The 23,915-nt window shown below is 60.4% G+C and carries 25 protein-coding genes; 13 read left to right on the forward strand and 12 right to left on the reverse strand.

Translation table 11 applies throughout. The features are described from left to right. Positions 1-5: 5 nt before the first annotated feature. From kdgD to CLV74_RS17625, 5 genes are read left to right on the forward strand one after another with little or no spacing between them, the layout of a single operon-like run. On the forward strand, positions 6-911 hold the full coding sequence (gene kdgD / locus CLV74_RS17605; RefSeq protein WP_106267386.1) for a 5-dehydro-4-deoxyglucarate dehydratase: 906 nt from the start codon (positions 6-8) through the stop codon (positions 909-911). A 10-nt stretch (positions 912-921) separates the two neighbouring features. Beyond that, the gene (locus tag CLV74_RS17610; RefSeq protein WP_106267388.1) at positions 922-2,058 is read left to right on the forward strand and encodes a mandelate racemase/muconate lactonizing enzyme family protein; all 1,137 of its coding nucleotides are present in this window, start codon (positions 922-924) and stop codon (positions 2,056-2,058) included. After that, positions 2,058-2,921 (forward strand): amidohydrolase family protein, encoded by an 864-nt coding sequence (locus CLV74_RS17615; protein WP_106267390.1) that lies wholly within the window; start codon positions 2,058-2,060, stop codon positions 2,919-2,921. Before CLV74_RS17610 ends, CLV74_RS17615 begins: the two co-directional genes overlap by 1 nt. A gap of 3 nt (positions 2,922-2,924) precedes the next feature. Beyond that, positions 2,925-3,824, forward strand: a complete 900-nt coding sequence (locus CLV74_RS17620) for a sugar kinase (RefSeq protein ID WP_106267392.1) — start codon at positions 2,925-2,927, stop codon at positions 3,822-3,824. Beyond that, entirely contained in the window at positions 3,821-4,447 is a 627-nt protein-coding gene (locus CLV74_RS17625; RefSeq protein ID WP_106267394.1) for an SGNH/GDSL hydrolase family protein, read from the forward strand. Before CLV74_RS17620 ends, CLV74_RS17625 begins: the two co-directional genes overlap by 4 nt. A 31-nt stretch (positions 4,448-4,478) precedes the next feature. On the opposite strand, the gene CLV74_RS17630 is transcribed toward CLV74_RS17625, so the two are convergent. Continuing rightward, positions 4,479-5,168: a FadR/GntR family transcriptional regulator gene (locus CLV74_RS17630; RefSeq protein WP_245888591.1), complete on the reverse strand. Its 690-nt coding sequence runs from the start codon at positions 5,166-5,168 to the stop codon at positions 4,479-4,481. Between the two features lie 219 nt (positions 5,169-5,387). Here CLV74_RS17630 and CLV74_RS17635 point away from each other — a divergent pair, with 219 nt between their 5' ends. From CLV74_RS17635 to CLV74_RS17650, 4 genes are all read left to right on the forward strand, one after another. Continuing rightward, positions 5,388-6,659, forward strand: a complete 1,272-nt coding sequence (locus CLV74_RS17635) for a DUF2254 domain-containing protein (RefSeq protein WP_106267398.1) — start codon at positions 5,388-5,390, stop codon at positions 6,657-6,659. 19 nt (positions 6,660-6,678) lie between these two features. Then, positions 6,679-7,272 carry a heme oxygenase-like domain-containing protein gene (locus tag CLV74_RS17640; RefSeq protein ID WP_106267400.1) on the forward strand — a complete coding sequence of 198 codons (594 nt, stop codon included), beginning with the start codon at positions 6,679-6,681 and terminating at the stop codon, positions 7,270-7,272. Then, the gene (locus tag CLV74_RS17645; RefSeq protein WP_106267402.1) at positions 7,269-9,848 is read left to right on the forward strand and encodes an HWE histidine kinase domain-containing protein; all 2,580 of its coding nucleotides are present in this window, start codon (positions 7,269-7,271) and stop codon (positions 9,846-9,848) included. The genes CLV74_RS17640 and CLV74_RS17645 overlap by 4 nt, the downstream gene beginning before the upstream one ends. A gap of 63 nt (positions 9,849-9,911) precedes the next feature. Next, a complete protein-coding gene (locus CLV74_RS17650; protein ID WP_106267404.1) occupies positions 9,912-10,610 on the forward strand; it encodes a PAS domain-containing protein in 699 nt (232 codons plus the stop codon). A gap of 3 nt (positions 10,611-10,613) precedes the next feature. Here CLV74_RS17650 and gph read toward each other — a convergent pair whose 3' ends face one another. Further along, a complete protein-coding gene (gene gph / locus CLV74_RS17655) occupies positions 10,614-11,261 on the reverse strand; it encodes a phosphoglycolate phosphatase (RefSeq protein WP_106267406.1) in 648 nt (215 codons plus the stop codon). Beyond that, positions 11,261-11,947, reverse strand: a complete 687-nt coding sequence (gene rpe / locus CLV74_RS17660) for a ribulose-phosphate 3-epimerase (RefSeq protein ID WP_106267408.1) — start codon at positions 11,945-11,947, stop codon at positions 11,261-11,263. The genes gph and rpe overlap by 1 nt, the downstream gene beginning before the upstream one ends. A 226-nt stretch (positions 11,948-12,173) precedes the next feature. On the opposite strand from rpe, the gene CLV74_RS17665 reads away from it, so the two are divergent. Both CLV74_RS17665 and CLV74_RS17670 read left to right on the forward strand, forming a co-directional pair. After that, on the forward strand, positions 12,174-12,950 hold the full coding sequence (locus CLV74_RS17665) for an HAD-IIB family hydrolase (protein ID WP_106267410.1): 777 nt from the start codon (positions 12,174-12,176) through the stop codon (positions 12,948-12,950). Positions 12,951-12,968: 18 nt separating this feature from the next. After that, positions 12,969-14,189 (forward strand): glycosyltransferase family protein, encoded by a 1,221-nt coding sequence (locus tag CLV74_RS17670; RefSeq protein WP_106267412.1) that lies wholly within the window; start codon positions 12,969-12,971, stop codon positions 14,187-14,189. A gap of 106 nt (positions 14,190-14,295) precedes the next feature. Here the strand turns inward: CLV74_RS17670 and CLV74_RS17675 are convergent, their stop codons facing one another. The 7 genes from CLV74_RS17675 to CLV74_RS17705 all read right to left on the reverse strand — a co-directional run bounded on the left by CLV74_RS17675 (position 14,296) and on the right by CLV74_RS17705 (position 20,631). Next, on the reverse strand, positions 14,296-16,032 hold the full coding sequence (locus CLV74_RS17675; RefSeq protein ID WP_106267414.1) for a sugar phosphorylase: 1,737 nt from the start codon (positions 16,030-16,032) through the stop codon (positions 14,296-14,298). Positions 16,033-16,180: 148 nt separating this feature from the next. Continuing rightward, a complete protein-coding gene (locus tag CLV74_RS17680; RefSeq protein ID WP_245888592.1) occupies positions 16,181-16,513 on the reverse strand; it encodes an ArsR/SmtB family transcription factor in 333 nt (110 codons plus the stop codon). 35 nt (positions 16,514-16,548) lie between these two features. After that, entirely contained in the window at positions 16,549-17,256 is a 708-nt protein-coding gene (locus CLV74_RS17685) for an alpha/beta fold hydrolase (protein WP_106267416.1), read from the reverse strand. Continuing rightward, positions 17,253-18,044: a 3-oxoadipate enol-lactonase gene (pcaD, locus tag CLV74_RS17690; protein ID WP_106267418.1), complete on the reverse strand. Its 792-nt coding sequence runs from the start codon at positions 18,042-18,044 to the stop codon at positions 17,253-17,255. Before pcaD ends, CLV74_RS17685 begins: the two co-directional genes overlap by 4 nt. A 90-nt stretch (positions 18,045-18,134) precedes the next feature. After that, positions 18,135-19,109 (reverse strand): threonine ammonia-lyase, encoded by a 975-nt coding sequence (locus CLV74_RS17695; protein ID WP_106267420.1) that lies wholly within the window; start codon positions 19,107-19,109, stop codon positions 18,135-18,137. Further along, entirely contained in the window at positions 19,106-19,942 is an 837-nt protein-coding gene (locus CLV74_RS17700; RefSeq protein WP_106267422.1) for an alpha/beta fold hydrolase, read from the reverse strand. The genes CLV74_RS17695 and CLV74_RS17700 overlap by 4 nt, the downstream gene beginning before the upstream one ends. Continuing rightward, complete coding sequence (locus tag CLV74_RS17705) at positions 19,942-20,631, reverse strand: haloacid dehalogenase type II (RefSeq protein ID WP_106267424.1); 690 nt, start codon at positions 20,629-20,631, stop codon at positions 19,942-19,944. Before CLV74_RS17705 ends, CLV74_RS17700 begins: the two co-directional genes overlap by 1 nt. Positions 20,632-20,790: 159 nt before the next feature. Between CLV74_RS17705 and CLV74_RS17710 the strand changes: the two genes are divergently transcribed. Next, a complete protein-coding gene (locus CLV74_RS17710) occupies positions 20,791-21,219 on the forward strand; it encodes an FKBP-type peptidyl-prolyl cis-trans isomerase (protein ID WP_106267426.1) in 429 nt (142 codons plus the stop codon). A 107-nt stretch (positions 21,220-21,326) separates the two neighbouring features. Next, on the forward strand, positions 21,327-21,785 hold the full coding sequence (locus CLV74_RS17715; RefSeq protein ID WP_106267518.1) for a GFA family protein: 459 nt from the start codon (positions 21,327-21,329) through the stop codon (positions 21,783-21,785). 96 nt (positions 21,786-21,881) lie between these two features. Here CLV74_RS17715 and CLV74_RS17720 read toward each other — a convergent pair whose 3' ends face one another. After that, entirely contained in the window at positions 21,882-22,670 is a 789-nt protein-coding gene (locus CLV74_RS17720) for an enoyl-ACP reductase FabI (protein ID WP_106267428.1), read from the reverse strand. Between the two features lie 9 nt (positions 22,671-22,679). Continuing rightward, the gene (gene fabB / locus CLV74_RS17725; RefSeq protein WP_106267430.1) at positions 22,680-23,909 is read right to left on the reverse strand and encodes a beta-ketoacyl-ACP synthase I; all 1,230 of its coding nucleotides are present in this window, start codon (positions 23,907-23,909) and stop codon (positions 22,680-22,682) included. Between the last annotated feature and the right edge of the window lie 6 nt (positions 23,910-23,915).

Genomic DNA, 23,915 nt, shown 5'->3' on the forward strand with positions numbered 1-23,915 from the left:
AAGAAATGACCCCCAACGAGATCAAAGCCGCCCTTGGTTCGGGCCTGCTGTCGTTCCCCGTAACCCACTTTGACGGTGAAGGCCGCTTCAAGGCGGACAGCTACCAAAAGCACATCGAATGGCTGGCGGGCTATGATGCTCCCGTGCTGTTCGCCGCTGGCGGCACTGGCGAATTCTTTTCGCTGACCCCTTCGGAAATCCCTGCCATCGTGCAGGCCGCAAAGGAAAGCGCGGGTAAGACCGCGATTGTGTCGGGCTGCGGCTATGGCACCGATATGGCGGTCGAGATCGCTCAGTCCGTGCAGAAAGTGGGCGCTGATGGCATCCTGCTGCTGCCCCACTATCTGATCGATGCGCCGCAAGAGGGTCTTTACGAGCACGTCAAGAAAATCTGCCAATCGGTAGATTTCGGCGTGATGGTTTACAACCGTGACAACGCGGTTCTGCAGGCCGACACGCTGGCGCGTCTGTGTGACGAATGCCCGAACTTGATCGGCTTCAAGGATGGTACCGGCGATATCGGTCTGGTCCGTCAGATCACCGCCAAGATGGGCGACCGTCTGACCTATCTGGGCGGCATGCCCACCGCCGAGCTGTTCGCCGAAGCCTATCTGGGCGCGGGTTTCACCACCTATTCGTCGGCTGTGTTCAACTTTGTTCCCGGTCTGGCGAACAAGTTCTATCACGCGCTGCGGGCCGGTGATCGCACCACCTGTGAGGACATTTTGAAGGGCTTTTTCTATCCCTTCATGGACCTGCGTTCGCGTCGCAAGGGCTATGCTGTTTCGGCCATCAAAGCGGGCGTACGTCTGGTAGGCTTTGACGCGGGTGCTGTGCGGTCGCCTCTGTCGGATCTGACCCCTGAAGAAGAGCAGATCCTGCAGCAGATCATCGACGCAAACCCCGCCTAAGGAGCCGCCCATGAAAATCACCGAGGTTCGTACCCACCTGCTGGAACATCGCCTTGAGACGCCGTTTGAAAGCGCCTCGATGCGGTTTGATCGCCGCGCCCATGTTCTGGTCGAGGTGATCTGTGACGATGGCACCATCGGCTGGGGCGAATGTTTGGGGCCAGCGCGTCCCAACGCCTCGGTGGTGCAGGCGTATAAGGGCTGGCTGATCGGCCAGAACCCCCTAGAGACCGAGAAGATCTGGGCCACCTGCTATAATGCGCTGCGCGATCAGGGGCAGCGCGGTTTGGCGGTGACGGCGCTTTCGGGCATCGACATTGCGCTGTGGGACATCAAGGGCAAGGTGCTGGGGCAGTCCGTGTCCATGCTGCTTGGCGGGCGGTTCCGCGACAGCGTCAAGGCCTATGCCACTGGCAGCTTCAAGCGTGATGGTGTGGACCGTGTGCAGGACAACGCGGATGAAATGGCAGCGCACAAGGCGGCTGGTTTCCATGCGGCGAAGATCAAGATCGGCTTTGATGTCGAAGAGGACCTGCGCGTCATCAAAGCTGTGCGTGAGGTTATGGGCGACGACATGCGCCTGATGATCGATGCGAACCACGGCTATGACGTGGTGGACGCGGTCCGTCTTGGCAACAAGGCAGCGGACTATGGCATTGATTGGTTCGAAGAGCCCGTCGTTCCCGAACAACTGGGTGCCTACGCTGATGTACGCGCCCGCCAGCCGATCCCTATTGCGGGCGGTGAGACATGGCACACCCGTTGGGGCTTTGTTGAACCCTTTGCCAAGCGTCTGGTGGATATTGCGCAGCCTGACCTTTGCGGGGTGGGCGGCTTTACCGAGATGCGCCGCGTGGCCGATATGGCGGCGACCAGCGGTATCCGTCTGGTGCCTCATGTCTGGGGCACTGGCGTTCAGATCGCGGCGGCCCTGCAGTGGATGGCGGCGCAAATCCCCAGCCCTGTGCGCCCCTCTCCGGTGGCTCCGATCATGGAGTTCGACCGCACCCATAACCCCTTCCGTCAGGCGGTTCTGACCACGCCGATCGAACATGAAAACGGTGTGGTGCAAATTCCGAACGCGCCCGGTTTGGGGATCGAAATCAACCGCGACGCCCTGCGCGAATTCGCGATGAAAGACGACTGATGATTGACCGTAAACTGACCGGCGAGCCGCCAAAGACCATCCTGCCCAAGGGCACCATCGACACGCAGATGCATATGTATGTGCCCGGCTTCCCCTCGGTCGAGGGTGGTCCGGGCCTGCCGCCTGCGCCTTTGCCGACGCCGGATATGTACCGCACTGCGATGGAGTGGCTGGGGGTCGACCGTGTGGTGATTACTCAAGGCAACGCGCACCAGAAAGACAACGCCTGCCTTCTGGCTTGTCTGGCCGAGATGGGCGAACTGGCGCGGGGCGTGGCCGCGATTGACGGGCAAACTTCCGAGGCCGAGGTCGAACGTCTGGATGCCGCCGGTATCGTCGGCGCGCGCATCATGGACCTGCCCGGTGGGGCCGTGGGCTTGTCCGAACTTGAGGCCGTTGATGGCATCTGCGCGAACGCGGGATGGATGACTGCTGTGCAGTTTGACGGCACCGCCTTGCCCGAGCTTGAAAGCCGCTTGGCCGCCTTGCAATCGCGCTGGGTTCTGGACCATCACGGCAAGATTTTCGGCGGCGTCACGGACGAACATATCGCGGTGATCAAACGTCTGATCGACAAGGGGAACGTCTGGTTCAAATTCGCCGGTTGCTATGAGGCAACCCTGACCAGCGGCCCTGATTACCCCGATATCGCCAAGGTCGCCCGCGAGATTGCCGCCTACGCCCCAGAGCGCATCGTTTGGGGCACCAATTGGCCGCACAATCTGGCGAAAAAGACCGAAGATTACCCCGATGACGCGGCCCTGCTGGATACCGTAATGGGTTGGCTTCCCGATGAAAAAGCCATGCAGTTGGCTCTGGTATACAATCCGCAATCGCTCTACGGTTTCCCCGACTGGGGGTGAGGAATGCGTATAGTTTGCATCGGCGAATGTATGATTGAACTTTCGGGCTCCGGAGAGGATCTCTGGCGTTCGGGCTTTGCGGGGGACACGTTCAATACGGCGTGGTACGCGCGGGCTTTGATGACGGGCGGAACGGTGGATTATGTGACCACTGTCGGCTCTGATCCGCTGTCAGAGCGGATGCTGGCCTTTATGGCCTCGGGCGGAATCGGGACGGACCATATCACCCGCCATCCCAGCCGCGTGCCGGGTATGTATCTGATCACCCTGAAAGACGGCGAACGCAGCTTTACCTACTGGCGTGACAGTTCCGCGGCGCGGTGTCTGGCCGATGATCCTGACGCTGTTGCGGCGGCCGTGGGTGGGGCCGATCTGGTCTATCTGTCGGGGATTACTCTGGGCGTTCTGACCTCTGACCGCCGTGCGGCGCTGCTCGAAGTTCTGAAGGGTCGCAACGTGGCCTTTGACCCGAACCTGCGCCCGCGCCTGTGGCCGGATACGGAAACCATGTGCGCGGCGATCATGGACGCGGCCCACGTCAGCCGCATCGCGCTGCCCTCGTATGAGGATGAAGCGGATTTCTTCGGGGATGCCGATGAGATGGCCACCTTGCAACGCTACGCCGATGCAGGCGCGACCGAGATCGTGGTCAAGAACGGCGGCGGCACCATGCTGGTGCTGGCGGACGGAGACATCACCACAGTTGATCCGGGCCCGAAGGTCCAGCCCGTGGACACCACGGGGGCAGGGGACAGCTTTAACGGGGCCTATTTCAGCGCCCGCATGGCAGGTCTTGGACCGGTTGAGGCTGCAAAGGCCGCCCACCAGATGGCTGCCCGAGTGATCACTCATCGCGGGGCTCTAATGCCTATGGACCTGATCCGGCAGGAGACTGCCGCATGACCCGCATTCTGGCCTTCGGCGACAGTCTGACATGGGGGCATCGCCCCGAAGACGGCCAGCGCCATGCGCCTGAATTCCTGTGGCCCAATGTGCTGGCCGGCAAGTTGGGGGTTGAGGTGATCAGCGAAGGACTAGGTGGCCGGACCACCGCCTTTGATGATCATACCGGACCGTGCTGCCGGAACGGGGTCAAGGTGCTGCCGATCCTCTTGCACAGTCATATCCCGCTGGATCTGGTGATCATTATGCTTGGGACCAATGACCTGAAGCCTGCTGTCGTTGGTACGGCCGAAGGGGCCACAGCGGGGATGAAGCGGCTGGTTCAGATCGTGCAGTGCCACGCTTATCAGGGTCTCTCGGCAGTTCCCAAAGTGCTGGTCGTCGCGCCGCCGCCTTGCGTGATCGGACCAGACGGGAAAACTGCCGCGACCCGCGACGTGGCCGAGACACATCGCCTTGCACCGCTCTATGAGGAACTGACGCAAGCAATGGGTGTGTCATTCTGGGATGCGGGGTGTGTGGCAGAGGCATCGCCCATCGACGGCGTTCATCTGGATGCGGCCAGCACAGCCGCTATCGGCGCAGGGTTGGAAGCGCCTGTTCGGGCGCTACTTTCTATCTGAACGAAAAAGGGGGCCGTTTTGGCCCCCGTTCTTATCCGCCAGTGCCCCGCAGTAGATTGCGGTAGCGTTGCTGACTGCCGCGCAGGTGCGTGCGCATGGCCGCGCGGGCGGCGTCCTCATCCCCGTTCAGAATAGCGGTGACGATCTTGTCGTGTTCGTCATTGATCATCTCGCCATAACGCTCGGCCATGGGAACTTGGGTCTGGGAATCCAGCGCGCGGCGGGGAATGCTGTTGGCCCCGACCATGATCAGAAACTCGGGGAAGCGCGGATTGTTCGTCGCCTCGGCAATCGCCAGATGCAGGGCAAAGTCCTCTTCGGAAGAGTTTCGCCCCGCGCTGTTGCACAGGGTCACGGCGCGCAAGCATTCCAGAATATATTCTTCCTGCGACGGGCTGCGGCGCTGTGCTGCCAGTCCTGCGGCCTCAACCTCGACAGCGGTGCGCAGTTCCAGCAGTTCTATCACCGAGGACAGGCGGTCCATATCCACATCCGAGAACGGCGCAGGCACTGGTGCCTCAGGCTCTAGCACATAGACGCCCGAACCCTGTCGCGGTTCAACCAATCCATCGGCGCGCAGGGCTGCCACGGCTTCGCGGACAACAGTTCGGCTGACGCCATGTTCACGGGTAAGTTGCGCTTCGCTGGGAAGGCGCTCTCCGATGCGGAAATGTCCGGATTCGATCTGTTGGCGCAGGGCATCGCGTAGGCTGGCAACCAAGGTCTTTCGGGCTGGCTGGGAAATGGGTCTGCTCCACATGTTCTGTAGGGTTGGGCGAGTTTACCTGACGCAAAGGGCGCGTCAATCGAACATCGGGATAGTGTGCGCAGATGTCCCCTACAAACGATAGGAAACAAGGGGCGAAAATTGTGATTTTCTGCGGAACCTTTCCCGAGCCAGAAGGTTTGTCCCCTGTAGCACTTTGTCTGGGCCAAATCCGTGATCGCGAAATACCTGTGGACCTTGCGCCAAATTTTAAAGGGGATCTGGTTTCGGGTCTCGACCTTCGCGGTTGTGGCGATCCTGCTTCCTGTGCTTGCGCCGATGTTCACCCCTTGGGTGCCGGATGATCTGTCGTTCAAACTGGGCGACAACACTGTTGCGGCGGTGTTGCAGATTATCGCCTCGTCCATGCTGACGGTGACGACGTTCTCTTTGTCTATCGCTGTTCAGGCTTATTCCACAGCCGCCAGCACGGCCACACCGCGGGCGACGGCACTACTTCAGCAGGACACGACAACGCAGAATGTGCTGGCCACCTTTCTGGGAACCTTTCTGTTCAGCCTGATCGGGATCATCGGGCTGGAGTTGGGGATTTTTGACACCAAAGGCCGCACAATCCTGTTCTTTGCGACACTTGGTGTGGTGCTGATTATTGTTGTCGCCTTACTGCGGTGGATCAGCCATTTGATCACCTTCGGGATGATGTCCGATACGCTGGATCGGGCCGAGGCAGCAGCCCGTAGGTCGTTGCAAAGCCGCTCTGGCAGTCCCTGTCTGGACGCCGCCCCTTTAGAGGGCGCGATCCCGCCGAATAGTCATGGGATCAAGGCAGGGGCCTCGGGCTATGTGCGGCATATGGATGTCCACGGCCTACAAGATCTGGCCGCAAAGCATGATGTGACGCTCTGGTGCGATGTCGAGCCCGGAGACTTTGTCTATTCCGGCCAGACCATCATCTATGTGGAAGGGGCGCGGCCAGACGACGGTCTGGAACAGTCTTTGCGGGCAGGGGTCACCATCGGGCCGGAACGGAACTATGATCAGGACCCCCGCTTCGGTCTGGTGGTTTTGTCGGAAATCGGCTCTCGCGCGTTGTCGCCAGCAGTGAATGATCCAGGCACGGCGATTGATGTGCTGGTACGGCTGGTGCGGGTGCTGGAACACTGGTCGCCTGTGCGGCCGGATGCGCCAATCTGCCCCCGCGTCCGGATGCGCCCTTTGCGGGCAGAGCAGATGCTGGACGATGCCTTCCACGCCATTGCCCGCGATGGAGCAGGCAATGTTGAGGTCCAGCACCGGTTGCACAATGCTTTGAGAGCGTTAGTAATTCATCAGAAGAGTCTTTTCGGCGAGGCGGCATTTCATGCCTCTGCCGAGGCGTTTGAACGGTGCAAGGCGCTGCCGATGCAGCAGTTCGATTGCGCGCGTGTGGAAAAGGTCCGTTTGACCCGTGCCGAGTGCAGCCTTTCCGAGGCTATGGTTTCATGAATTTTGAAAGAAGATCGCTTTGGGTGCCTTAGAACAACATGATTTTGACCGGATGCAGACCGTTGCAGTCTGGCCCGACCTGCTGACACGGCTGCGCGAGCAGACCGGCGCGACGCACGAGGCGCTAGACCAGTTGTTCGCGCCATTCCAAAGGGACCCTGCAACCTATTTGAATCATTTTCTAGCGGTGCAACTGGCGGGGTTTTCGGCCCTTTTGGCGGCTTGTCCCGACTGTGACGCCCAGGTGGCGGCAATGCTGCGAAATGCCAAAAGCGCACTTGCGCAGGATGTGGCGGATCGCGCTTGCTTTGTGCCACAGTTGCCAGCACCCTCTAGCTTACATCCTTTGGCCGTTGCCTATCTTGTTATCGGCTCTCGCCTCGGGACAGAGGTGCTGCGCCGCCGGTTGACCGACGCCGGTGTCGCGCCGATGCCACGCTATTTTACCCCGGAACCTTATCAGGCCGATTGGCGCCAATTGTGCGCGACGCTGCGGGCGACACCAGCGGATGGCGCGCTTGCGGATAGTGTTGTCCAAGACGTTCTGACCGGGTTTAACCTGTTTACGCTGGCCGCCACTTTGGCGCGTCGGGATGAAGGAGACGTGCATTGACACAGTCCGAAGCCACCGAATTTCCAAGCGGCCAAGCCGCTGTCGATCTGACTAACTGCGACCGCGAGCCGATCCATATCCTTGGCCGCGTGCAGGAATTCGGGGCGTTGGTGGCGGTATCCTCGGACGGGATTATCCAGCATGCTTCTAGCAACTTGCAAGATGCGCTGGGGTTCCCCGCCGATGAGGTGGTGGGCCAGCCGCTTGGCACCATTTGTCCGCCTCCGGTCATGCAAAAGATTTTCGAACGCTCGCGCAGCCTTTCGGGGCAGGATGCGGTGGTGCGGGTGTTTGGTGTGCTGATGCCGTCGGTGGCGGGGCTGTTTGACCTCTCGATCCACCAAAGCGGCCGCCATCTGGTGGTGGAATTTGAACGCAAGCGTACCTCGGTCGGGCAGGACTTCCTGTCCGAGGTTTATCCCTACATCAACCGTATCCGGCTGGCCGAGAGCTTTGAGGCCAAAACTCATGAAGCCGCGCGGGCGCTGCGGGCGCTGTCCGGTTTTGACAGTGTAATGGTCTATCAGTTCCAGCCTGACGCCTCTGGCAAGGTGGTGGCGCAGGATCGCGCAGCCCATATGGATGACTTCAAGGGCCTGTTTTTTCCTGCGTCCGATATCCCGAAACAGGCGCGGGCGCTTTATGCCCGCTCGCTTTTGCGGTTGATCGCGGATGTAGATCACGAAGGGGTGGATATCGTGCCCCAGATCTCGGCCGAGGGGCAGCCGCTGGATCTGTCCTTGTCGGTGACGCGGGCGGTCTCTCCGATCCATCTGGAGTATCTGAGGAACATGGGTGTGCGGGCTTCGATGTCCGTGTCGATCATGCGCAACAACGAATTGTGGGGTCTTTTCGCCTGCCACCATGCCACGCCGAAATACATCGATTTCGAAGCGCGCACCGCGATCGAGCTTTTCGGCCATCTGTTTTCTTATGAATTGTCCCATCTGGAGCAGCAGACCCGCGCCACAGCGGAAAAAGATGCGGCCAAGCTACAGACCCGTCTGATGTCGATGATGGCGCAGGGCGAGCCCTTAGCGAAAAGCCTGATGTATGTCTCTGAGGACATTCAGGATGTGATCCCCCATGACGGCATGGTGCTGTATTCCGAGGGGGCCTACCAAGGCATCGGCGCAGTGCCGACCGAAGATGAATTCTACGCGCTGACCCGTTTTCTGAACACGGCAGCGGCCTCGGGCGTGTATGAGACCCACTGCCTGTCCCAGCATTTTATTCCCGCCGAAGCCTATGCTGACCGTGCGGCGGGCTGTCTGGCGATCCCGATTTCACGGCGTCCGCGCGACTATCTGGTGCTGTTCCGCAAAGAGCAGAGGACCAAGGTCACATGGGCGGGCAATCCGGACAAGCCCGTTACCCCGGGCCCGAATGGTCTGCGTCTGACCCCGCGCAAAAGCTTTGAGGCATGGAGCCAAGTGATCCGCGGTCAAAGTGCGCCTTGGGGGCCAGCGGTGTCCCACGCGGCGGAACTGCTGCGGGCGCTGCTGTTGGAGATTTTCCTGAAGATAACCGATCAGGCGAACGAAGAGCGCAAGCGGGCGCAGGAAAAGCAGGAACTGCTGATCTCCGAATTGAACCACCGCGTGCGCAACATCCTGAACTTGATGCGCGGGCTGATCAAGCAGAGCAAGTCCGCAACCGCCAGCGTTGAAGATTTCTCGGGTCGTTTGGACGGGCGCATTCATGCGCTGGCGCGGGCGCATGACCAGTTGACCCGCGATGATTGGGCACCGGCCTCTTTGCAGGAATTGGTCCGGCTGGAGATCGCCGCCTACACCGAGGAAAAGGTGGATCGCCTGATCATCAACGGCGGCGATGTGCTGATCTCGCCCAAGGCCTACACCAGTCTGGCGTTGGTGGTGCATGAGTTGATGACCAACTCGGTCAAATACGGGGCGCTGCGCGAGGCATCGGGCCGGATCGTTTTGACGCTGGGACGCGATCATACCAACGCTTTGACACTGTCGTGGTCGGAACGGGGCGGTCCTGCTGTGGTGCCGCCATCTCGTCGCGGGTTCGGGTCAACCATCATCGAACGCTTTGTCCCGTTTGAATTGAACGGAGAGGCGCGGCTGGATTACAAGGTGACTGGCCTTGAGGCCCATTTTGTGATCCCCGAAGCCCATGTCTTTGTAGCGCCAACGCGTGATGAAGCTGCGGATATAGATAACGCTCAGGCAGGCCGCCCTGCGGATGGGGTGACGGGCACTGCCTTGGTGCTTGAGGATACAATGATCATCGCCATGGACGCGGCCGATATCCTGACCGAGCTTGGCGCGAGTGACGTGAAAATCGCATCCAACGTCCAAGAGGCTTTGAACCAGATTGAGAAGAATACCTTCTCGGTTGCGGTTCTGGATGTGAATCTGGGCAACGAACAATCCTTGCCCGTGGCGATCCGTCTGGCCGAACTTGGCGTGCCGTTTATCCTGTCCACCGGCTACGGCGAGCGGGATGATATTCGCGCAAGCTATCCCCCGTGCCCGATTTTGCGGAAACCGTTCTCAAGCGAGACGCTGGCGGAGGCCGTTTTCGAGGCAATACACTCAAACCGCTAGAGAAATTGATCTATCGGGTAGTTGGTGTATATTGGGCGTGTCTTTTCAGTCAGGGTGCGCGCAATGAAAATTCTGGTCGGCGATGTAGAGGTTGCAGCATCATCTGTCGGGTCCATTCTTGGCCACGTGGCCGAGCGTGCGGATCTTTGCATCAAGGTTCTGGATCGTGACGGCTATGTTCGCGCGGTCAATGAACGCGGCCTTGCCTTGCTACAGGTGCCTCAGGATCAGTTTTGCGGGCAAATCTGGGCGGACCTCTGGACTGAGGAATATCATGCCAAAGCCGCCAACGCGGTTGAGCTTGGCCTGCAAGGGGTCACCACCAGCTTTACAGGCCGGTTCCGTACTGGCGACGGGGTGATGCGGACTTGGGTCGTCGAGGTGATGCCTCTGGATCGCAATGGCGGAGAGGTGACCAAACTGCTTGTGATCTCGTCCGATGTGACGGCAGTCCCCATCTCTGAGAGTCAGAGCGACATTGAAGCTGAGGCCATCGCGACATTGATGGATAACTGCATGCGCACCCTGCACAAGCTGCGCAATGTGGTCAGCACCACCAATGGGGCCGCGCGGATTATGCAGCGCGGTGCCTCGGCCGAGCGTCTGGAAGAACTGGCCAAACTGATGCAGGACAGCGCGCTGCAGTGTAACGAGGTGATTGCCTCGATGGAAAGCGCGCTGGATCTTTGTGAACAGTTGGGGCTGGATCAGGCGGGTCAGGAGACGGCGCCTGATCAGAAGGACAGCTTTGGAATTCAGTAAAAGCTAGAGCAGGCCTTCGATCGCGCGGACCATGTCCGTGTGGTGGTCAAAGCTGGCTTGCTTGGGGATGCTGTCCAGCGGCGTCTTGTGATAGCCGCCGGTGTAAAAGACGAAGGGCACCGCAGCGTTCACCGCTGTTTGCGCGTCCACTTCGCTATCCCCCACATAGATCGGCGCAGCATCGCTATTCAGCGCTTCTAGGGCTGCCTGCAAAGGGGCGGCATCCGGCTTGTGAACGGGCAGGCTATCGCCACCGATCACCGCATCGAACAAACCATCCATCTTCAGATGAGCCAGCACGGAATGAGTGGGGGCGATGGGCTTGTTGGTGCAAATCCCAAGGCTGTGACCCGCGCGACGCAGAGCATCCAGTGCCTCACGCACGCCATCGAAAACCACAGTCAGTTCGACCGCATCCACATAGCGGGTTTTGAACTCTGCCAGAAGCCCGTCGAAAAGCGCCTCATCCACGTCCCGCGCGGCAATCATCCGGCGGACAAAGGTCGGGGCACCGTTGCCAATAAAACTGCGGGTCTCGGCCAGCGACAGGGGGGCTTTGTCGATCCCCGCAAGGGTTGCATTGGCGACGGCCTGAATGTCCGGGGCGCTGTCGATCAGCGTCCCGTCCAGATCAAAGACAATTCGCGCCATTAAAGAACGCTATTGGCGGCTGCGCGGATGTTGCGGATGTTCTCGCCGTAGACATCGGCGTTACCGACCGAGCCGCCACGGAACACAGCACTGCCGGCGACCAGAACATCGGCGCCAGCGGCAGCGACCAGAGGCGCGGTGGTGGGATCAACACCGCCGTCAATCTCGATATGGACGGGGCGATCACCGATCATGCTGCGCAGCTTGCGGATCTTGGAGGTCATGTCGATGAACTTCTGTCCACCAAAACCGGGGTTCACGGTCATGACGCAGATCACGTCGGTCAGGTCCAGCAGATGCTCGACCGCTTCGGCAGGGGTGCCGGGGTTCAGGGCAACACCGGCCTTCATGCCTGCGCCGCGAATGGCTTGTAGGGTGCGGTGGGTGTGGGGGCCTGCCTCGACATGGGCGGTCAGCACGTCCGCGCCCGCATCCGCGTAGGCGTCGATATAGGCATCCACGGGGCTGATCATCAGGTGCACGTCCATCACGGTTTTCACGTGGGGACGGAACGCTTTCACAGCGGGCGGGCCGAAGGTCAGGTTCGGCACAAAGTGACCGTCCATCACATCCACATGCACCCAGTCGGCGCCTTGGGCCTCGATTGCGCGGATCTCTTGTCCAAAGTTTGCGAAGTCGGCGGAAAGGATCGACGGAGCGATCTTGATGGAACGGTCAAAGCTCAAGGCAGTTCTCCTGAATAGGGTCAGCGGACGCCTTTGCGCCCTCGGGGCCAGATGCCTGTGCCTTACCGCATTATTGCGAGGATTGGCATGGCGAAAATGACTTGAAAGCACCGCTTATGGTTGTGCTCAATTTTTAATCACCGCGCCCTGAAATGGGGCGCATGATGCAGGTGCAGCATTGTGGGCACGGTGGCGGACTGGGATACTGGAGGCAAGGAGGGCTGGAATGCCGAACGTACCTTTGATCGTTTTTACCGATCTTGATGCGACCCTGCTGGATCATGAGACCTATGACTGGCAGCCCGCAAAACCTGTTCTGGACCGTCTGATTGATGCAAACGTTCCGGTTATTCTGACCAGCTCGAAAACAGCTGCCGAAATCTCCCAGTTGCGCGATGCCATGGGGCTAAGCGACTGTCCCGCGATTTGCGAAAACGGCGCAGGTCTTGTGCCGCCGGGGCAGGGTGCGTTGCCTTCGCCTGATGCTTATCGCCGCCTGCGCCGCATTCTGGACAGCCTGCCGGTGGGTTTGCGCGACGATTACACCGGCTTTGGCGATATGGATGTGGATGGCGTTGCCGAAGCCACTGGCTTGCCCCGGGCAGAGGCGGCGCTGGCCGCCCAACGCGCCTTTACCGAGCCGGGCCTTTGGCGTGGCGATACGGCTGAACTGACCGCGTTCTTGTCAGCCTTGGCCGCGCATGGGGTCTCGGCGCGGGAAGGGGGGCGGTTTCTGACCCTCGGGTTCGGGCGCCGCAAGGTGGACGCTATGACAGAGGTACTGACCCGCTACGGCAATCCCCCCTCAATCGCGCTTGGCGATGCCCCCAACGACCAAGAGATGATCGAGGCCGCCACCCACGGCGTCATCATCCCCAATCCCCACCGCGATCCGCTGCCCCCTTTGAACGGAGAGGCAGAGGGCCGCGTGATGCGGGAACAAACCGCCGGTCCCGCAGGTTGGGCACATGCCGTGTCTGCCCTGGCGGACCGATATCTTTGATCTCAAAAGGATTTTACTTTGGCAGACTTTCACCAGAACGGCCACATCGCCACGCTACATAACCTCCGCGCCAAGTCGCCCGAGGCCATGAGCCACGAGCTGGCCACCTTTGCCGAAGACCGCAAGATTACTCTGATCCTGCCCTGCCTCTTTTCCGAGTTGGAGCTGCCTGCGATCAACAACATCGTGGATGAGCTTAGTCAGGTGCCCTATTTGCACCGGATCATCATCGGTCTGGATCGGGCGGATGCAGAGCAATACGCTCATGCGGTCAAGTTCTTCTCGCGGTTGCCGCAGCAGCATGTGGTGATCTGGAACGACAGCCCGCGCAATCGGGCCATTGGCGAGCGGTTGAAAGAGCAGGGGCTTTATCCGTCAGAGCCGGGCAAGGGTAAGAACGTCTGGGGCTGTCTGGGGTATATGATGGCTTGCCGCGACACCTCGGTCATGGCGATCCACGACTGCGATATCGTGACCTATGAAAAGGACATGTTGACCCGTCTGCTCTATCCGGTGGCCAACCCGCGGTTCCCCTACCAGCTGTCCAAGGGCTATTACCCACGGATCGGGGACGGCAAGATCAATGGCCGCGTCACGCGCTTGCTGGTCAGCCCGCTGCTGATCGCCTTGAAGAAAGTGGTGGGTGACAAGGACTACATCGATTTCCTGCGCAGCTTCCGCTACCCGCTGTCGGGCGAGTTTGCCATGCGCACCGCCATGCTGCCTGATCTGCGCATTCCCAGCGACTGGGGTCTTGAGATTGGCGTGCTGTCCGAGGCATGGCGCAATCTGGCGCCCAAGTCGGTGTGTCAGGCGGAAATCAGCGATGCTTATGACCACAAACACCAAGATCTGAGCCCCGAGGATTCTGCCGCCGGCCTGAACCGGATGGGTACGGATATCTGCAAGGCGATCTTCCGCAAGCTGGCCGCTGATGGCACGGTCTTTACGCCGAATGTCTTCCGCACCCTGAAGGCGGTCTACTACCGTACCGCGCTGGATGTGCTGGAAAGCTATTACAACGACGCGGCCATGAACGGCCTGTCGATTGATCGTCACAAGGAAGAGCGCAGCATCGAGCTGTTTGCCGAGAACATCATGAATGCGGGCAATGCTTTCCTTGATAACCCGTTCGAGACCCCCTTCATCCCCACATGGAGCCGTGTTCACGCCGCTGATCCGACCTTGATGTCGGATATGTTGACGGCGGTAAAACAGGATTACGCCGACTTGGGCTAGAGCGCCCGCCGCGCGCGCCCCTTGGGGCGCGCGCGGCCTTCTTTCCGAAAAGAAAAAGCCCCGCTGGTCGCGGGGCTTTGCTTTATGCGTTCAGGGTGCTTGTGGCTCACATCCGGTTGCTGATCCATCGGCACTGATACGGCGCAAGGCGGATTTTCTGGGTGTGGGGCGGGATCACCTCGCCCGTCAGAAGGTCGTACCAGTCATGTCCGTCGATCAGGTTGATGGCGACGGGATCAATCTCGACCAATTCATCGCTGACGTTGTGCAGGGCAAAGATGGATTGATCCCGCTCAAGGCTTTGGCGCCAGATGCCGAAGATGCGGTCGTCCAGTTGCAGGGTGAACTGGGTGGCGTTCGGGTGAAAGGCGGGCTGGCGGCCTCTGATAGAGATACGCCGCTTCATCTCGGTCAGCACGCGGCTGTTAGTGGATGACGGGTCGGCCAGCCGCTCGCGCAGGGTCGGGTAGTCCCAGCGATGACGGTTGATGGCGCGGTTGATGCCGGTCTTTTCGACGCCTGCGTAGTCGTTCTCAGTTCCCAGTAGCACATGGATGTAGAAGGCAGGGATGCCTTCCAGCGCCATGACGATGCTTTGGGCGGCAAGGAAGCGGTCAATGTGCAGATCGTCCTTGCCCTTGGTGGTGCCCGCCAGCGCGTCAAAGAAGGTGATGTTCAACTCATAGGGGCTTTGGCTGCCGTCAGGCATGCTGCGCATGGAAACGCGGCCGCCGTGGGCCTTAACGCAGTCGATCACCTTGTCCTTTTCTTCGGGGGGCAGGATGCCCTCGGCAGGGCGCATGCCGATGCCGTCGTGACTGGCCGAGAAGTTCAGGTAGGCGCAACCCATCTGCGCAGGCGGCATGGTGGCCTGCCAGCGGTTCAGATACTTGGCCGAACCCGACAGCATCGCGTGCAGTAAGAGGGGCGGTAGCGAGAAGTTATAGACCGCGTGCGCCTCGTTCCGGTTGCCGAAGTAGCTGAGGTTTTCCGCATTCGGCACGTTGGTTTCGGTCAGCAGGATCACCGGCTCTTGGGCGAAATCGGCCAAAAGGCGCATCAGGCGCACGATGGCGTGTGTCTGGGGCATGTGGATCGACTTGGTTCCGATCTCTTTCCAGATGAAGGCCACCGCATCCAGCCGCACGATGCGCACGCCGTTGTCGATATGCAGGCGGGTGACGCGCAGGAATTCCAGCAGCACCTCGGGGTTGCGAAAATCCAGATCCACCTGATCGTGGCTGAAGGTACACCAGACATGGCGGGTACCATTGGCAGTCTCGACCTCACGCAAGAGGGGGCTGGTGCGGGGGCGCACCACATCCGACAGATCGTCCTCGGGCGAGGCCTCGAAGAAGAACTTGTCGTAGGGCTCATGTCCCTGAAGGTATTCGTTGAACCAGACCGATTGGCTGCTGACGTGGTTCAGGACCAGATCAGACATCAGCTTGAACTGCTTCGAGATGCGCTTGATGTCGGCCCAATCCCCAAGGCTGGGGTTCACCGCGCGGTAGTCGGTCACCGCAAAGCCATCGTCCGAGGTGAAGGGGAAGAATGGCAGGATATGCACGCCGTTGGTCACGCCCTTCAACTGGCGGGTCAGGAAATCGCGCAGCAGGTCCAGCGGTTTGTGGACGCCATCCTGGATAGAGTTGCCATAGGTGATGACCAGCGTGTCTTTCTCGGACCAGAAATTGTTGCTGGGGGCGCGGGCCTTTTTGCGGCGGGCATTGCCCTCGGGCCAGAAGGCATCGATAATTTTCTGGCCAAGGACGGGGATGTCCTGTCCGGGGTAAATCTGTTCAAGAAGATCGTGCAGGCGGATAAGAAATGGATCGCGCATTCGGTACTCTATTCGTTTTAGGGTAGAGTATTCGAGATCAGAGAGATGCCAAGTATTCTGCCTGAGAACCGCGCAAAAGCCCGCAGGCGCGCTTAAGGAATAGGCAATGTGTGGGGGTCGGCGGGTAATCCCGCCGAATCTGGCGGCCTTAACAGGTTTCGGCGCAGAACAGATTGTACAGCAGGCCGATCACCTGTGTGGTGCGATCATCCGCCAGAGAATAGTAGATGGTCTTGCCTTCACGACGGGTCGAGACCAGCCCCTCTTCGCGCAAGCGGGCCAGCATCTGGCTGACAGCGGCCTGACGAATACCCAGCAGCTGCTCAAGCTCGCCCACGGCTTTCTCGCCGCCGCCCAGATGACATAGAATCATCAAACGCCCTTCATGGGCGAGGGTTTTCAGATAGGCGGCAGCGGCTTGGGCGCTTTGCTCCATCTCACTGGGGGGCGGTGGGACGTGAAGGTTATCGGTCGTGGTCATTCAGGTCGGCTCGGTCAGAATATGGTGCCTTCGGGTCAGCCAGCGATGCGGTGCAGCAGATTTGCCAGTCCGGTCGGGTCCGAGAAGAAGGGCGAATGCGAAGTACTAATCTCATATACGTCTTCTTTCGGCAAGTTTGCAGCCATTTGTCGCTGATATTCTGGTGGTATCGTGCGGTCTTCTGAGCAGATGACATAGCTTTTCGGGACAGATTCATACTTTGCCCCCAATTCGATTGAGGTTTCTTGCGGTAAAATCGCCTGCGGGCAGAGCCGGGTGTTGGCGTAGGCAGCGTCTGCGGCAGTACAGTCGTGATAGAACACATCGCGCGTTTGCAGCGGGTCGATGGTGAAGGACAGCCCATCTGCGGATTTGACCACCGCTTGCATCAGGGGCTGATACGGGGCCTCGCGGCGCATGTCGGCCAGCGTCATCCCTTCGCGGGGCATGTAGGCGCAAAGAAAGACCAGCCGCTTGATCATCCGGTTGTCCAGCGCCGCTGCGCGGGAAATCGGAAAGCCCGCCATGGAATGACCCACGACGACGGTGGGCACCTTGATGGCGTCCAGAATCGCTTTGGCATAGAGATCCAGCGTGACCTCGCAGATCGGGGTGCCGTCGGCGCCGTGGCTTGGCAGATCGATCGCGTTGACCTTATGGCCGCGCAGTTTCAAAGCTGGAATGACATGCCGCCAGCACCACGCGCCGTGGCAAGAACCGTGGATCAGAAGAAAGTTGGTCATGACATGTGCCCCGTGGATCTGAGGAAATCGGTAACGGTGGTCGCAAATTCTTCGGGCTGATCGACGCAGGACAGGTGTCCGGCGCGGCGGATCAGGTGAAACTGAGAGCCTGGCACCAGTGCGGCGGTCTCGCGCACCAGATCCGGCGGGGTCGAGGCATCGTCGCTGCTGGCAATCCCAAGCGTGGACAGACGTAGGCCGCTGGTTGGTGTGTAAAAGTCGGTGCCTTTGATCGCATGCATGGTGCCGATCCACCCATCTAGGGCGGTGCGGTCCAATACGGCCTTTACGGTCTGGATGCGGGGCTGCGATAGATCCTGACGGGGGAACCAGCGTTCAAGGGTTTCCTGCACCAGCGCGGCCTTAGAGCTGCTTTCGGCGGCTGCGATCCGCTTTTCCCAAAGGCTTTCGTGGCCGATGCGGGCGGCGGTGTTCGACAGGATCAGGGTGCGGATCAGGTCCAGACGTTTTACTGCCAAGCCCTGCGCCACCAGCCCGCCGACCGAGAGGCCACAAAAGGCCGCGTCCTTGACCTTTAGATGGTCCAGCAAACCTTCGGCGTCGCGGATCATCGCGCCCATCGCATAGGGCGCCTTCGGCACGTCCGAGGCCCCATGCCCGCGGTGGTCATAGCGGATTACCCGCAAATTTGCGGGCAGACGCGCACAGACGGCGTCCCAGATGCTAAGATCTGCGCCAAGAGCGTGGGCCAGCACTAGAACGGGACCGTCTTTAGGCCCCTGTTCCGAATAGTGCAGGCGAAGGTCTGGTAAAAATACGTGTGGCATTTTTCTGGTTAAACGAGTGTTTGATCAGCCTAGCCACGGCTTGACCTTAGGGCAACTGTTGCCCGAGCAGACTTTAGGGGGTGGCCGATTTTAGCCCATTCGGGCCAAGGCCCGCCCGAAGACAACAGGATCGACGTTTCCGCCAGAGACAACGGCAATCACCGTATCGGCGTCCAGTTCGTCACCGTGGTACAGAGCCGCCGCCAGCGCCACAGCGCCGCCCGGTTCGGCCACGATCTTCAGGCGCAGGAAGGCTTGCGCCATCGCGTCCAGCGTCTCGATGTCCGAGACAGCGATGCCCGCGCCGCAGAGGCGGTGCATGATCGGGAAGGTGATTTCGCCAGGCTGTTTGGTCAGGATCGCATCGCAAAGGCCCACCTCACTGGGATTGCTCTGGATGGTGCCTGCGCGCAACGAACGGGCTACGTCATCAAAGCCCTGCGGTTCCACAGGGCGCACAGTCATATCGGGGGCTTTGCCCTCCAACGCGAGCGCGATGCCCGAGGTCAGACCGCCTCCACCGCAGCAGACCAGCACCTCGGCCGTGATGATGCCCATCTCGGTGGCTTGTGCCGCGATCTCAAGGCCGGTGGTGCCTTGGCCTGCGATCACCATGGGTTCGTCATAGGGGCGGATCAGGGTCAGGCCACGCTCGATCGCGATCGCGGCGCCGATGGCCTCGCGGCTTTCGCCGCCAGCGCGGTCATAGGTGACAACCTCGGCTCCCAAAGCGCGGGTGTTCTCTAGCTTCAGGGTCGGGGCGTTGTCGGGCATGATGATGACCGCAGGAATACCGTGGGCGCGTGCCGCATAGGCGATGCCTTGCGCGTGGTTGCCGCTAGAGTAGGCCAGAACCCCTTTGGCCCGCTGCTCTTCTGGCAAGGCCGAAATGGCCGACCAAGCGCCACGGAATTTGAACGAGCCCGTATGCTGCAAACATTCGGGTTTCACCAGAACACGGCGTCCGGCGATGTCGTTCAGAAAGGGCGATTCCAGCAAGGGCGTCCGTCGGACGTGGCCCTCAAGACGCGCATTCGCTGCTAGGATCGCCGCAAGGTCTGTCATGATGTCTCTGCCTGCTTCATCACGGCGTGTATCGCATCCAACGCCTCGGGTTCGTCCAGGAAGGGCACGTGCCCGCGATCCGGCACAGTGCAGGTGACCAGCCCCGGATGATGCTGCGCCATCTCTTGCATGGTGGCGTCTGACAGCAGGTCCGAGTGCTCACCACGAATTACTGCCATGGGAATATCATTAAGGGAATCGAAAAACTCCCACATTTCAGGGATTTCACCGTCTACGCTTTGATCGCGAAGGGCATCCAACAGTCGTGCATCGTATCGTAATGCAATTCCGTCGGGTGTCTCGTCGTAAATGGCTGCGGCTTGATCCAGCCAGCGTTGTTCAGAGACGTTGAAGAACCGCGTACGCTCGGCGTTGGCAAGGGCGGCAGCGGCTTCTTTCAGGGTTTGCAGGTCCGGTGCGCGGCCCACATAGGTGAAGATTCGCGCCAATCCCCGCTCGTCTATGCGCGGGCCGATGTCGTTCAGGATCACCCCTTGCATCACATGGGCATGGGTTGGCCCCAGCCCCATCGCGATCAGGCCCCCGCGCGAGGTGCCAAGGATCACGACCTTTTCAAGCTGCAAATGGGCCAGCAATTCCAGCGCATCCAGTGCCTCGCGCTGGAGCGAGTAATTCATGTAGTCCTTGTCAAAGTCCGACTTGCCGCGCCCGCGGCTGTCCAGCGTGATCATCCGGTAGGCCGACAGATGGGGGCGCACGAACTGAAAGTCATCTCCGTTCCGCGTAAGCCCCGCAAGGCAAAGAACCGGCGTGCCGATGCCTTCATCGGTGTAGTGCAGGGACAGGCCGTCAGAGGTCGTAAAATAGGGCATCAGAATTCCTTGATGAAATGGGGTAGGTTGGTCAGGTCCCGCTCGGTCCGGGTCGGTTTATGGGGCATCCGGTCTACAGGCTGACCTGCGCGGTTCACCCACAGCACATTAAAGCCATAGCCGCTGGCGCCCGCAGCATCCCACCCGTTCGAGCTGACGAAAAGCACCTCATCTGGATTGGTGTCATAGCGGGTGCGCACCATGTCGTAGACGGCGCGGGCGGGCTTGTAGATGCCCACATCCTCGATCGACAACAGGGCGTCCAGTTGGCCGTCGATGCCTGCCGAGGTGACCGCGTCCGACAGCATCTGCGGCGTGCCGTTCGACAGGATCGCGCAGGTGTAGCCTGCCGCATTCAGGGCCTGCAACATGGCGGGCACTTCGGGGTAGGCGGGCAGGGTGCGGTAAAGGTCCAACAGCTGCGCCCGCAAGGCCGGATCACCGTCCAACCCCATCGCCTCTAGCGACCAGTCCAGCCCGTCTTGGGTCACTTGCTGAAAGTCGGCGTGATCGCCCGTGATAGCGCGTAGCCATGTGTATTCCAGTTGTTTGGCGCGCCAATGGGCGGCCAATTGCGCCCAATGCTGGGACAGGGCGGCGCCTTGCGGCGTGGCGGCTGCGGCGCGGGCGGCGCCGGCCACATCAAACAGGGTGCCATAGGCGTCAAAGATGCAGTGGGTGATTGGCATGCGGGGTCTCCTCGGGCGCAGACTGACACAGGACGGTGGTATGGAAAACCGGTTTGCAATCACGTTCCTGCTTGCTTACCCTTGCGCGATCTTCGAAGGAGCACCCGCGCAGATACGTGGCCTCCGGTCCAATTCATCCCAAGACAAAAGAGAGATACAATGACCGAAGCAAAATCGGGCGACAAGGTGCGCATCCACTACACCGGTACCCTGACTGACGGCAGCCAGTTCGACAGCTCTGCTGGCCGCGAGCCGCTGGAATTCACTCTGGGCAGCGGTCAGGTCATCGCGGGCTTTGACGCGGGCGTCACCGGCATGACCGTGGGCGAGAAGAAAGAGATCACCATCCCTGCAGCCGAAGCCTACGGCGAGCGTCAGGAAGAAGCCTGCCAGCCGGTCCCCCGCGCAGACATCCCCGCCGATATTCCGCTGGAAGTTGGCCTGCAACTTCAGATGCAGACACCCTCGGGTCAGGTTGTGCCTGTGGTTGTTAAAGAGATCACCGAAGAGCAGGTCGTTCTGGACGCCAACCACCCGCTGGCAGGTCAGGATCTGACCTTCGCGCTAGAGCTGGTCGAAATCGCGTAAACCGCGCTAGATGCAAGACTAAAATTGCAAGGGCGGCCCTCTGGCCGCCCTTGTTTTTTGCCTGAAGGCTGTCATGCTGCAGGCGGGATATGGATGGAGGTTTCGCCATGAGCGGCCAAGCTTTGCCCGCAACCGCTGAGTGTCGTTGCGGCGCAACACAGATCACCGTGTCAGCGCCTGCGGTGCTGACGGCGGCGTGCCACTGCAAAGGGTGCCAGCGTATGACCGCCAGCGCCTATTCGGTCTCGGCGATGTACCCCGCACCGGGGTTTGAGGTCACCAAGGGCACACCGGTTCTAGGCGGTCTGAAAGACGCGGATATTCAGCATTACTTTTGTCCGGAATGCATGTCGTGGATGTTCACCCGCATGAGCATTTTCCCCGACGGGGTGAACGTGCGTGCGACGCTGTTCGATAACCTGTGCTGGTATGCGCCCTTTATCGAAACCCAGACCCGTGACAAGCATCCATGGGCCGAAGCGGGCGCGGCGCATCTATTTCATGAATTCCCCAGCGCCGAGCAGATCCCCGCGCTCTTGGCCGAGTTTGCCGAACAGCTGGATTGACCGGAGGGGGAGCAATCCAGCTGTTCTTGCAAAGAAAAACGCGCGGCGGGATGGGCCTGCCGCGCGTTTTTCGCGTTCTGATCCAGACGTAGCGTCTTAGAGGTTGTCGGGCTGGGGCATGCCCAGAACGTGGTAGCCGCCGTCCACAGCGATGATCTCGCCGCTGGTGCAGGCACCGTAATCGGACGCCAGATAGACCGCCGTGCCGCCCACAGCCTCAAGCGTGGCGTTGTCTCCTAGAGGAGCGTTCGCGCCGGTGTGCTTGTAGGTCTTGCGTGCGCCGCCGATGGCTGCACCGGCAAGGGTCTTCATCGGGCCGGGCGAGATCGCGTTCACGCGGATGCCCTGCGGGCCCAGATCGTTCGCCAGATAGCGGGTTGCCGATTCCAGCGCCGCTTTGGCCACACCCATAACGTTGTAGAACGGGGTCACACGGTTGCTGCCCTGATAGGTCAGGGTCAGCAGGGTACCGCCGTTCGGCATCATCTCGGACGCGCGACGGGCCACGTCGATAAAGCTGAAGCAGCTGATCTCGAGCGAGGTTTTGAAGTTATCACGGCTGGTGTTGATGAAACGGCCAGTCAGTTCGTTCTTGTCCGAATAGGCGATGGCGTGGACCAGAAAGTCGATGGTGTCCCAACGCTCTTTCAAAGCCGCAAAGCCAGCGTCCATGGCGGCCTCATCGGTCACGTCCATATCGACCAGAAGGTCCGAGCCGACGCTTTCTGCCAGCGGTTTCACACGCTGACCGAACGCTTCGCCCTGATACGAGAACGCCAGTTCCGCGCCCTCTGCGGCCATCGCGCTGGCGATGCCCCATGCAATCGAGCGATTGTTGGCGACACCCATTACGAGGCCGCGCTTGCCCTTCATCAAATCTGCCATGTTCTCAAATCACCCTTGGTACTTGCTAAGCAGCATGGAGCCGTTGGTGCCGCCAAAACCGAACGAGTTGGTCATGACAGTGTCCAGACCGGCATTGTCCACACGTGTGGTAGCAATCTCTTCGGGCTTCAGTTCGGGATCAAGGTCCATCACGTTGATCGACGGCGCGATGAAGTCGTTCTGAAGCATCAGCAGGCAGTAAATCGCCTCTTGCGCGCCGGTCGCGCCCTGGCTGTGACCGGTCATTGACTTGGTCGAACTGATCGGCGGGGTGCTGCCTTCGCCGAAGACGCGGCGGACGGCCTGCACTTCGCCCACATCGCCCACAGGGGTCGAGGTGCCGTGCGCGTTGATGTAGCCAACCTTGCGATCGGGGCTCAGGGATTGCAGCGCCAGACGCATGGCACGTTCGCCGCCCTCACCCGAGGGGGCAACCATGTCATGACCGTCAGACGTGGCCGCATAGCCGGTGACTTCGGCGTAGATCTTGGCGCCACGGGCCAGAGCGTGCTCCAGCTCTTCCAGCACGACGATGCCGCCGCCGCCGCCGATGACGAAACCGTCACGGTTCGCGTCGAACGCACGGCTGGCCAGTTCGGGCGTGTCGTTGTACTTGGACGACATCGCACCCATCGCGTCAAAGAGGCACGACAGGGTCCAGTCCAGCTCTTCACCGCCGCCGGCGAACATCACGTCCTGCTTGCCCATCATGATCTGCTCTGCGGCGTTGCCGATGCAGTGCAGCGAGGTCGAGCAGGCCGAGGTGATCGAGTAGTTGATGCCCTTGATCTTGAACGCGGTCGACAGGTTCGCCGACACGGTCGAGCTCATGCATTTCGGAACCGCGAAGGGCCCGATCCGCTTGGGCGACATGTTCTTCAGAACCGTCTGGTGCGCCAGAAGCATCGAGCTGGTCGAGGGACCACCCGAACCGGCCACCAGACCGGTGCGTTCGTTCACGACCTCGGCTTCGGTCAGACCGGCGTCCGCGATGGCCTGCGTCATGGCAATATGCGCGTAGGCGGCACCGGGGCCCATGAAACGCAGGGTGCGCTTGTCCACATGATCAGCCACATCCAGCTTGATCGAGCCGGCGATCTGGCTGCGGAAGCCATATTCCTTCATGTCCTCGTTGGCAGTGATGCCCGAGCGACCTGCCTTGAGGCTATCCAGTACCTCTTCGGCATTGTTCCCGATGGACGAGACAACGCCCAAACCTGTGACGACGACGCGGCGCATGGCGCT

The sequence above is a fragment of the Donghicola tyrosinivorans genome (assembly GCF_003003355.1).
Taxonomy (GTDB): domain Bacteria; phylum Pseudomonadota; class Alphaproteobacteria; order Rhodobacterales; family Rhodobacteraceae; genus Donghicola; species Donghicola tyrosinivorans.

What these genes read in the sequence shown, in the direction of transcription:
- kdgD (WP_106267386.1), top strand. Translation starts at nt 6, where the DNA reads ATGACCCCCAACGAGATCAAAGCCGCCCTTGGTTCGGGCCTGCTGTCG.
- CLV74_RS17610 (WP_106267388.1), top strand. Translation starts at nt 922, where the DNA reads ATGAAAATCACCGAGGTTCGTACCCACCTGCTGGAACATCGCCTTGAG.
- CLV74_RS17615 (WP_106267390.1), top strand. Translation starts at nt 2,058, where the DNA reads ATGATTGACCGTAAACTGACCGGCGAGCCGCCAAAGACCATCCTGCCC.
- CLV74_RS17620 (WP_106267392.1), top strand. Translation starts at nt 2,925, where the DNA reads ATGCGTATAGTTTGCATCGGCGAATGTATGATTGAACTTTCGGGCTCC.
- CLV74_RS17625 (WP_106267394.1), top strand. Translation starts at nt 3,821, where the DNA reads ATGACCCGCATTCTGGCCTTCGGCGACAGTCTGACATGGGGGCATCGC.
- CLV74_RS17650 (WP_106267404.1), top strand. Translation starts at nt 9,912, where the DNA reads ATGAAAATTCTGGTCGGCGATGTAGAGGTTGCAGCATCATCTGTCGGG.
- gph (WP_106267406.1), bottom strand. Translation starts at nt 11,261, where the DNA reads ATGGCGCGAATTGTCTTTGATCTGGACGGGACGCTGATCGACAGCGCC.
- CLV74_RS17665 (WP_106267410.1), top strand. Translation starts at nt 12,174, where the DNA reads ATGCCGAACGTACCTTTGATCGTTTTTACCGATCTTGATGCGACCCTG.
- CLV74_RS17675 (WP_106267414.1), bottom strand. Translation starts at nt 16,032, where the DNA reads ATGCGCGATCCATTTCTTATCCGCCTGCACGATCTTCTTGAACAGATT.
- CLV74_RS17680 (WP_245888592.1), bottom strand. Translation starts at nt 16,513, where the DNA reads ATGACCACGACCGATAACCTTCACGTCCCACCGCCCCCCAGTGAGATG.
- CLV74_RS17685 (WP_106267416.1), bottom strand. Translation starts at nt 17,256, where the DNA reads ATGACCAACTTTCTTCTGATCCACGGTTCTTGCCACGGCGCGTGGTGC.
- pcaD (WP_106267418.1), bottom strand. Translation starts at nt 18,044, where the DNA reads ATGCCACACGTATTTTTACCAGACCTTCGCCTGCACTATTCGGAACAG.
- CLV74_RS17695 (WP_106267420.1), bottom strand. Translation starts at nt 19,109, where the DNA reads ATGACAGACCTTGCGGCGATCCTAGCAGCGAATGCGCGTCTTGAGGGC.
- CLV74_RS17700 (WP_106267422.1), bottom strand. Translation starts at nt 19,942, where the DNA reads ATGCCCTATTTTACGACCTCTGACGGCCTGTCCCTGCACTACACCGAT.
- CLV74_RS17705 (WP_106267424.1), bottom strand. Translation starts at nt 20,631, where the DNA reads ATGCCAATCACCCACTGCATCTTTGACGCCTATGGCACCCTGTTTGAT.
- CLV74_RS17710 (WP_106267426.1), top strand. Translation starts at nt 20,791, where the DNA reads ATGACCGAAGCAAAATCGGGCGACAAGGTGCGCATCCACTACACCGGT.
- CLV74_RS17715 (WP_106267518.1), top strand. Translation starts at nt 21,327, where the DNA reads ATGAGCGGCCAAGCTTTGCCCGCAACCGCTGAGTGTCGTTGCGGCGCA.
- CLV74_RS17720 (WP_106267428.1), bottom strand. Translation starts at nt 22,670, where the DNA reads ATGGCAGATTTGATGAAGGGCAAGCGCGGCCTCGTAATGGGTGTCGCC.
- fabB (WP_106267430.1), bottom strand. Translation starts at nt 23,909, where the DNA reads ATGCGCCGCGTCGTCGTCACAGGTTTGGGCGTTGTCTCGTCCATCGGG.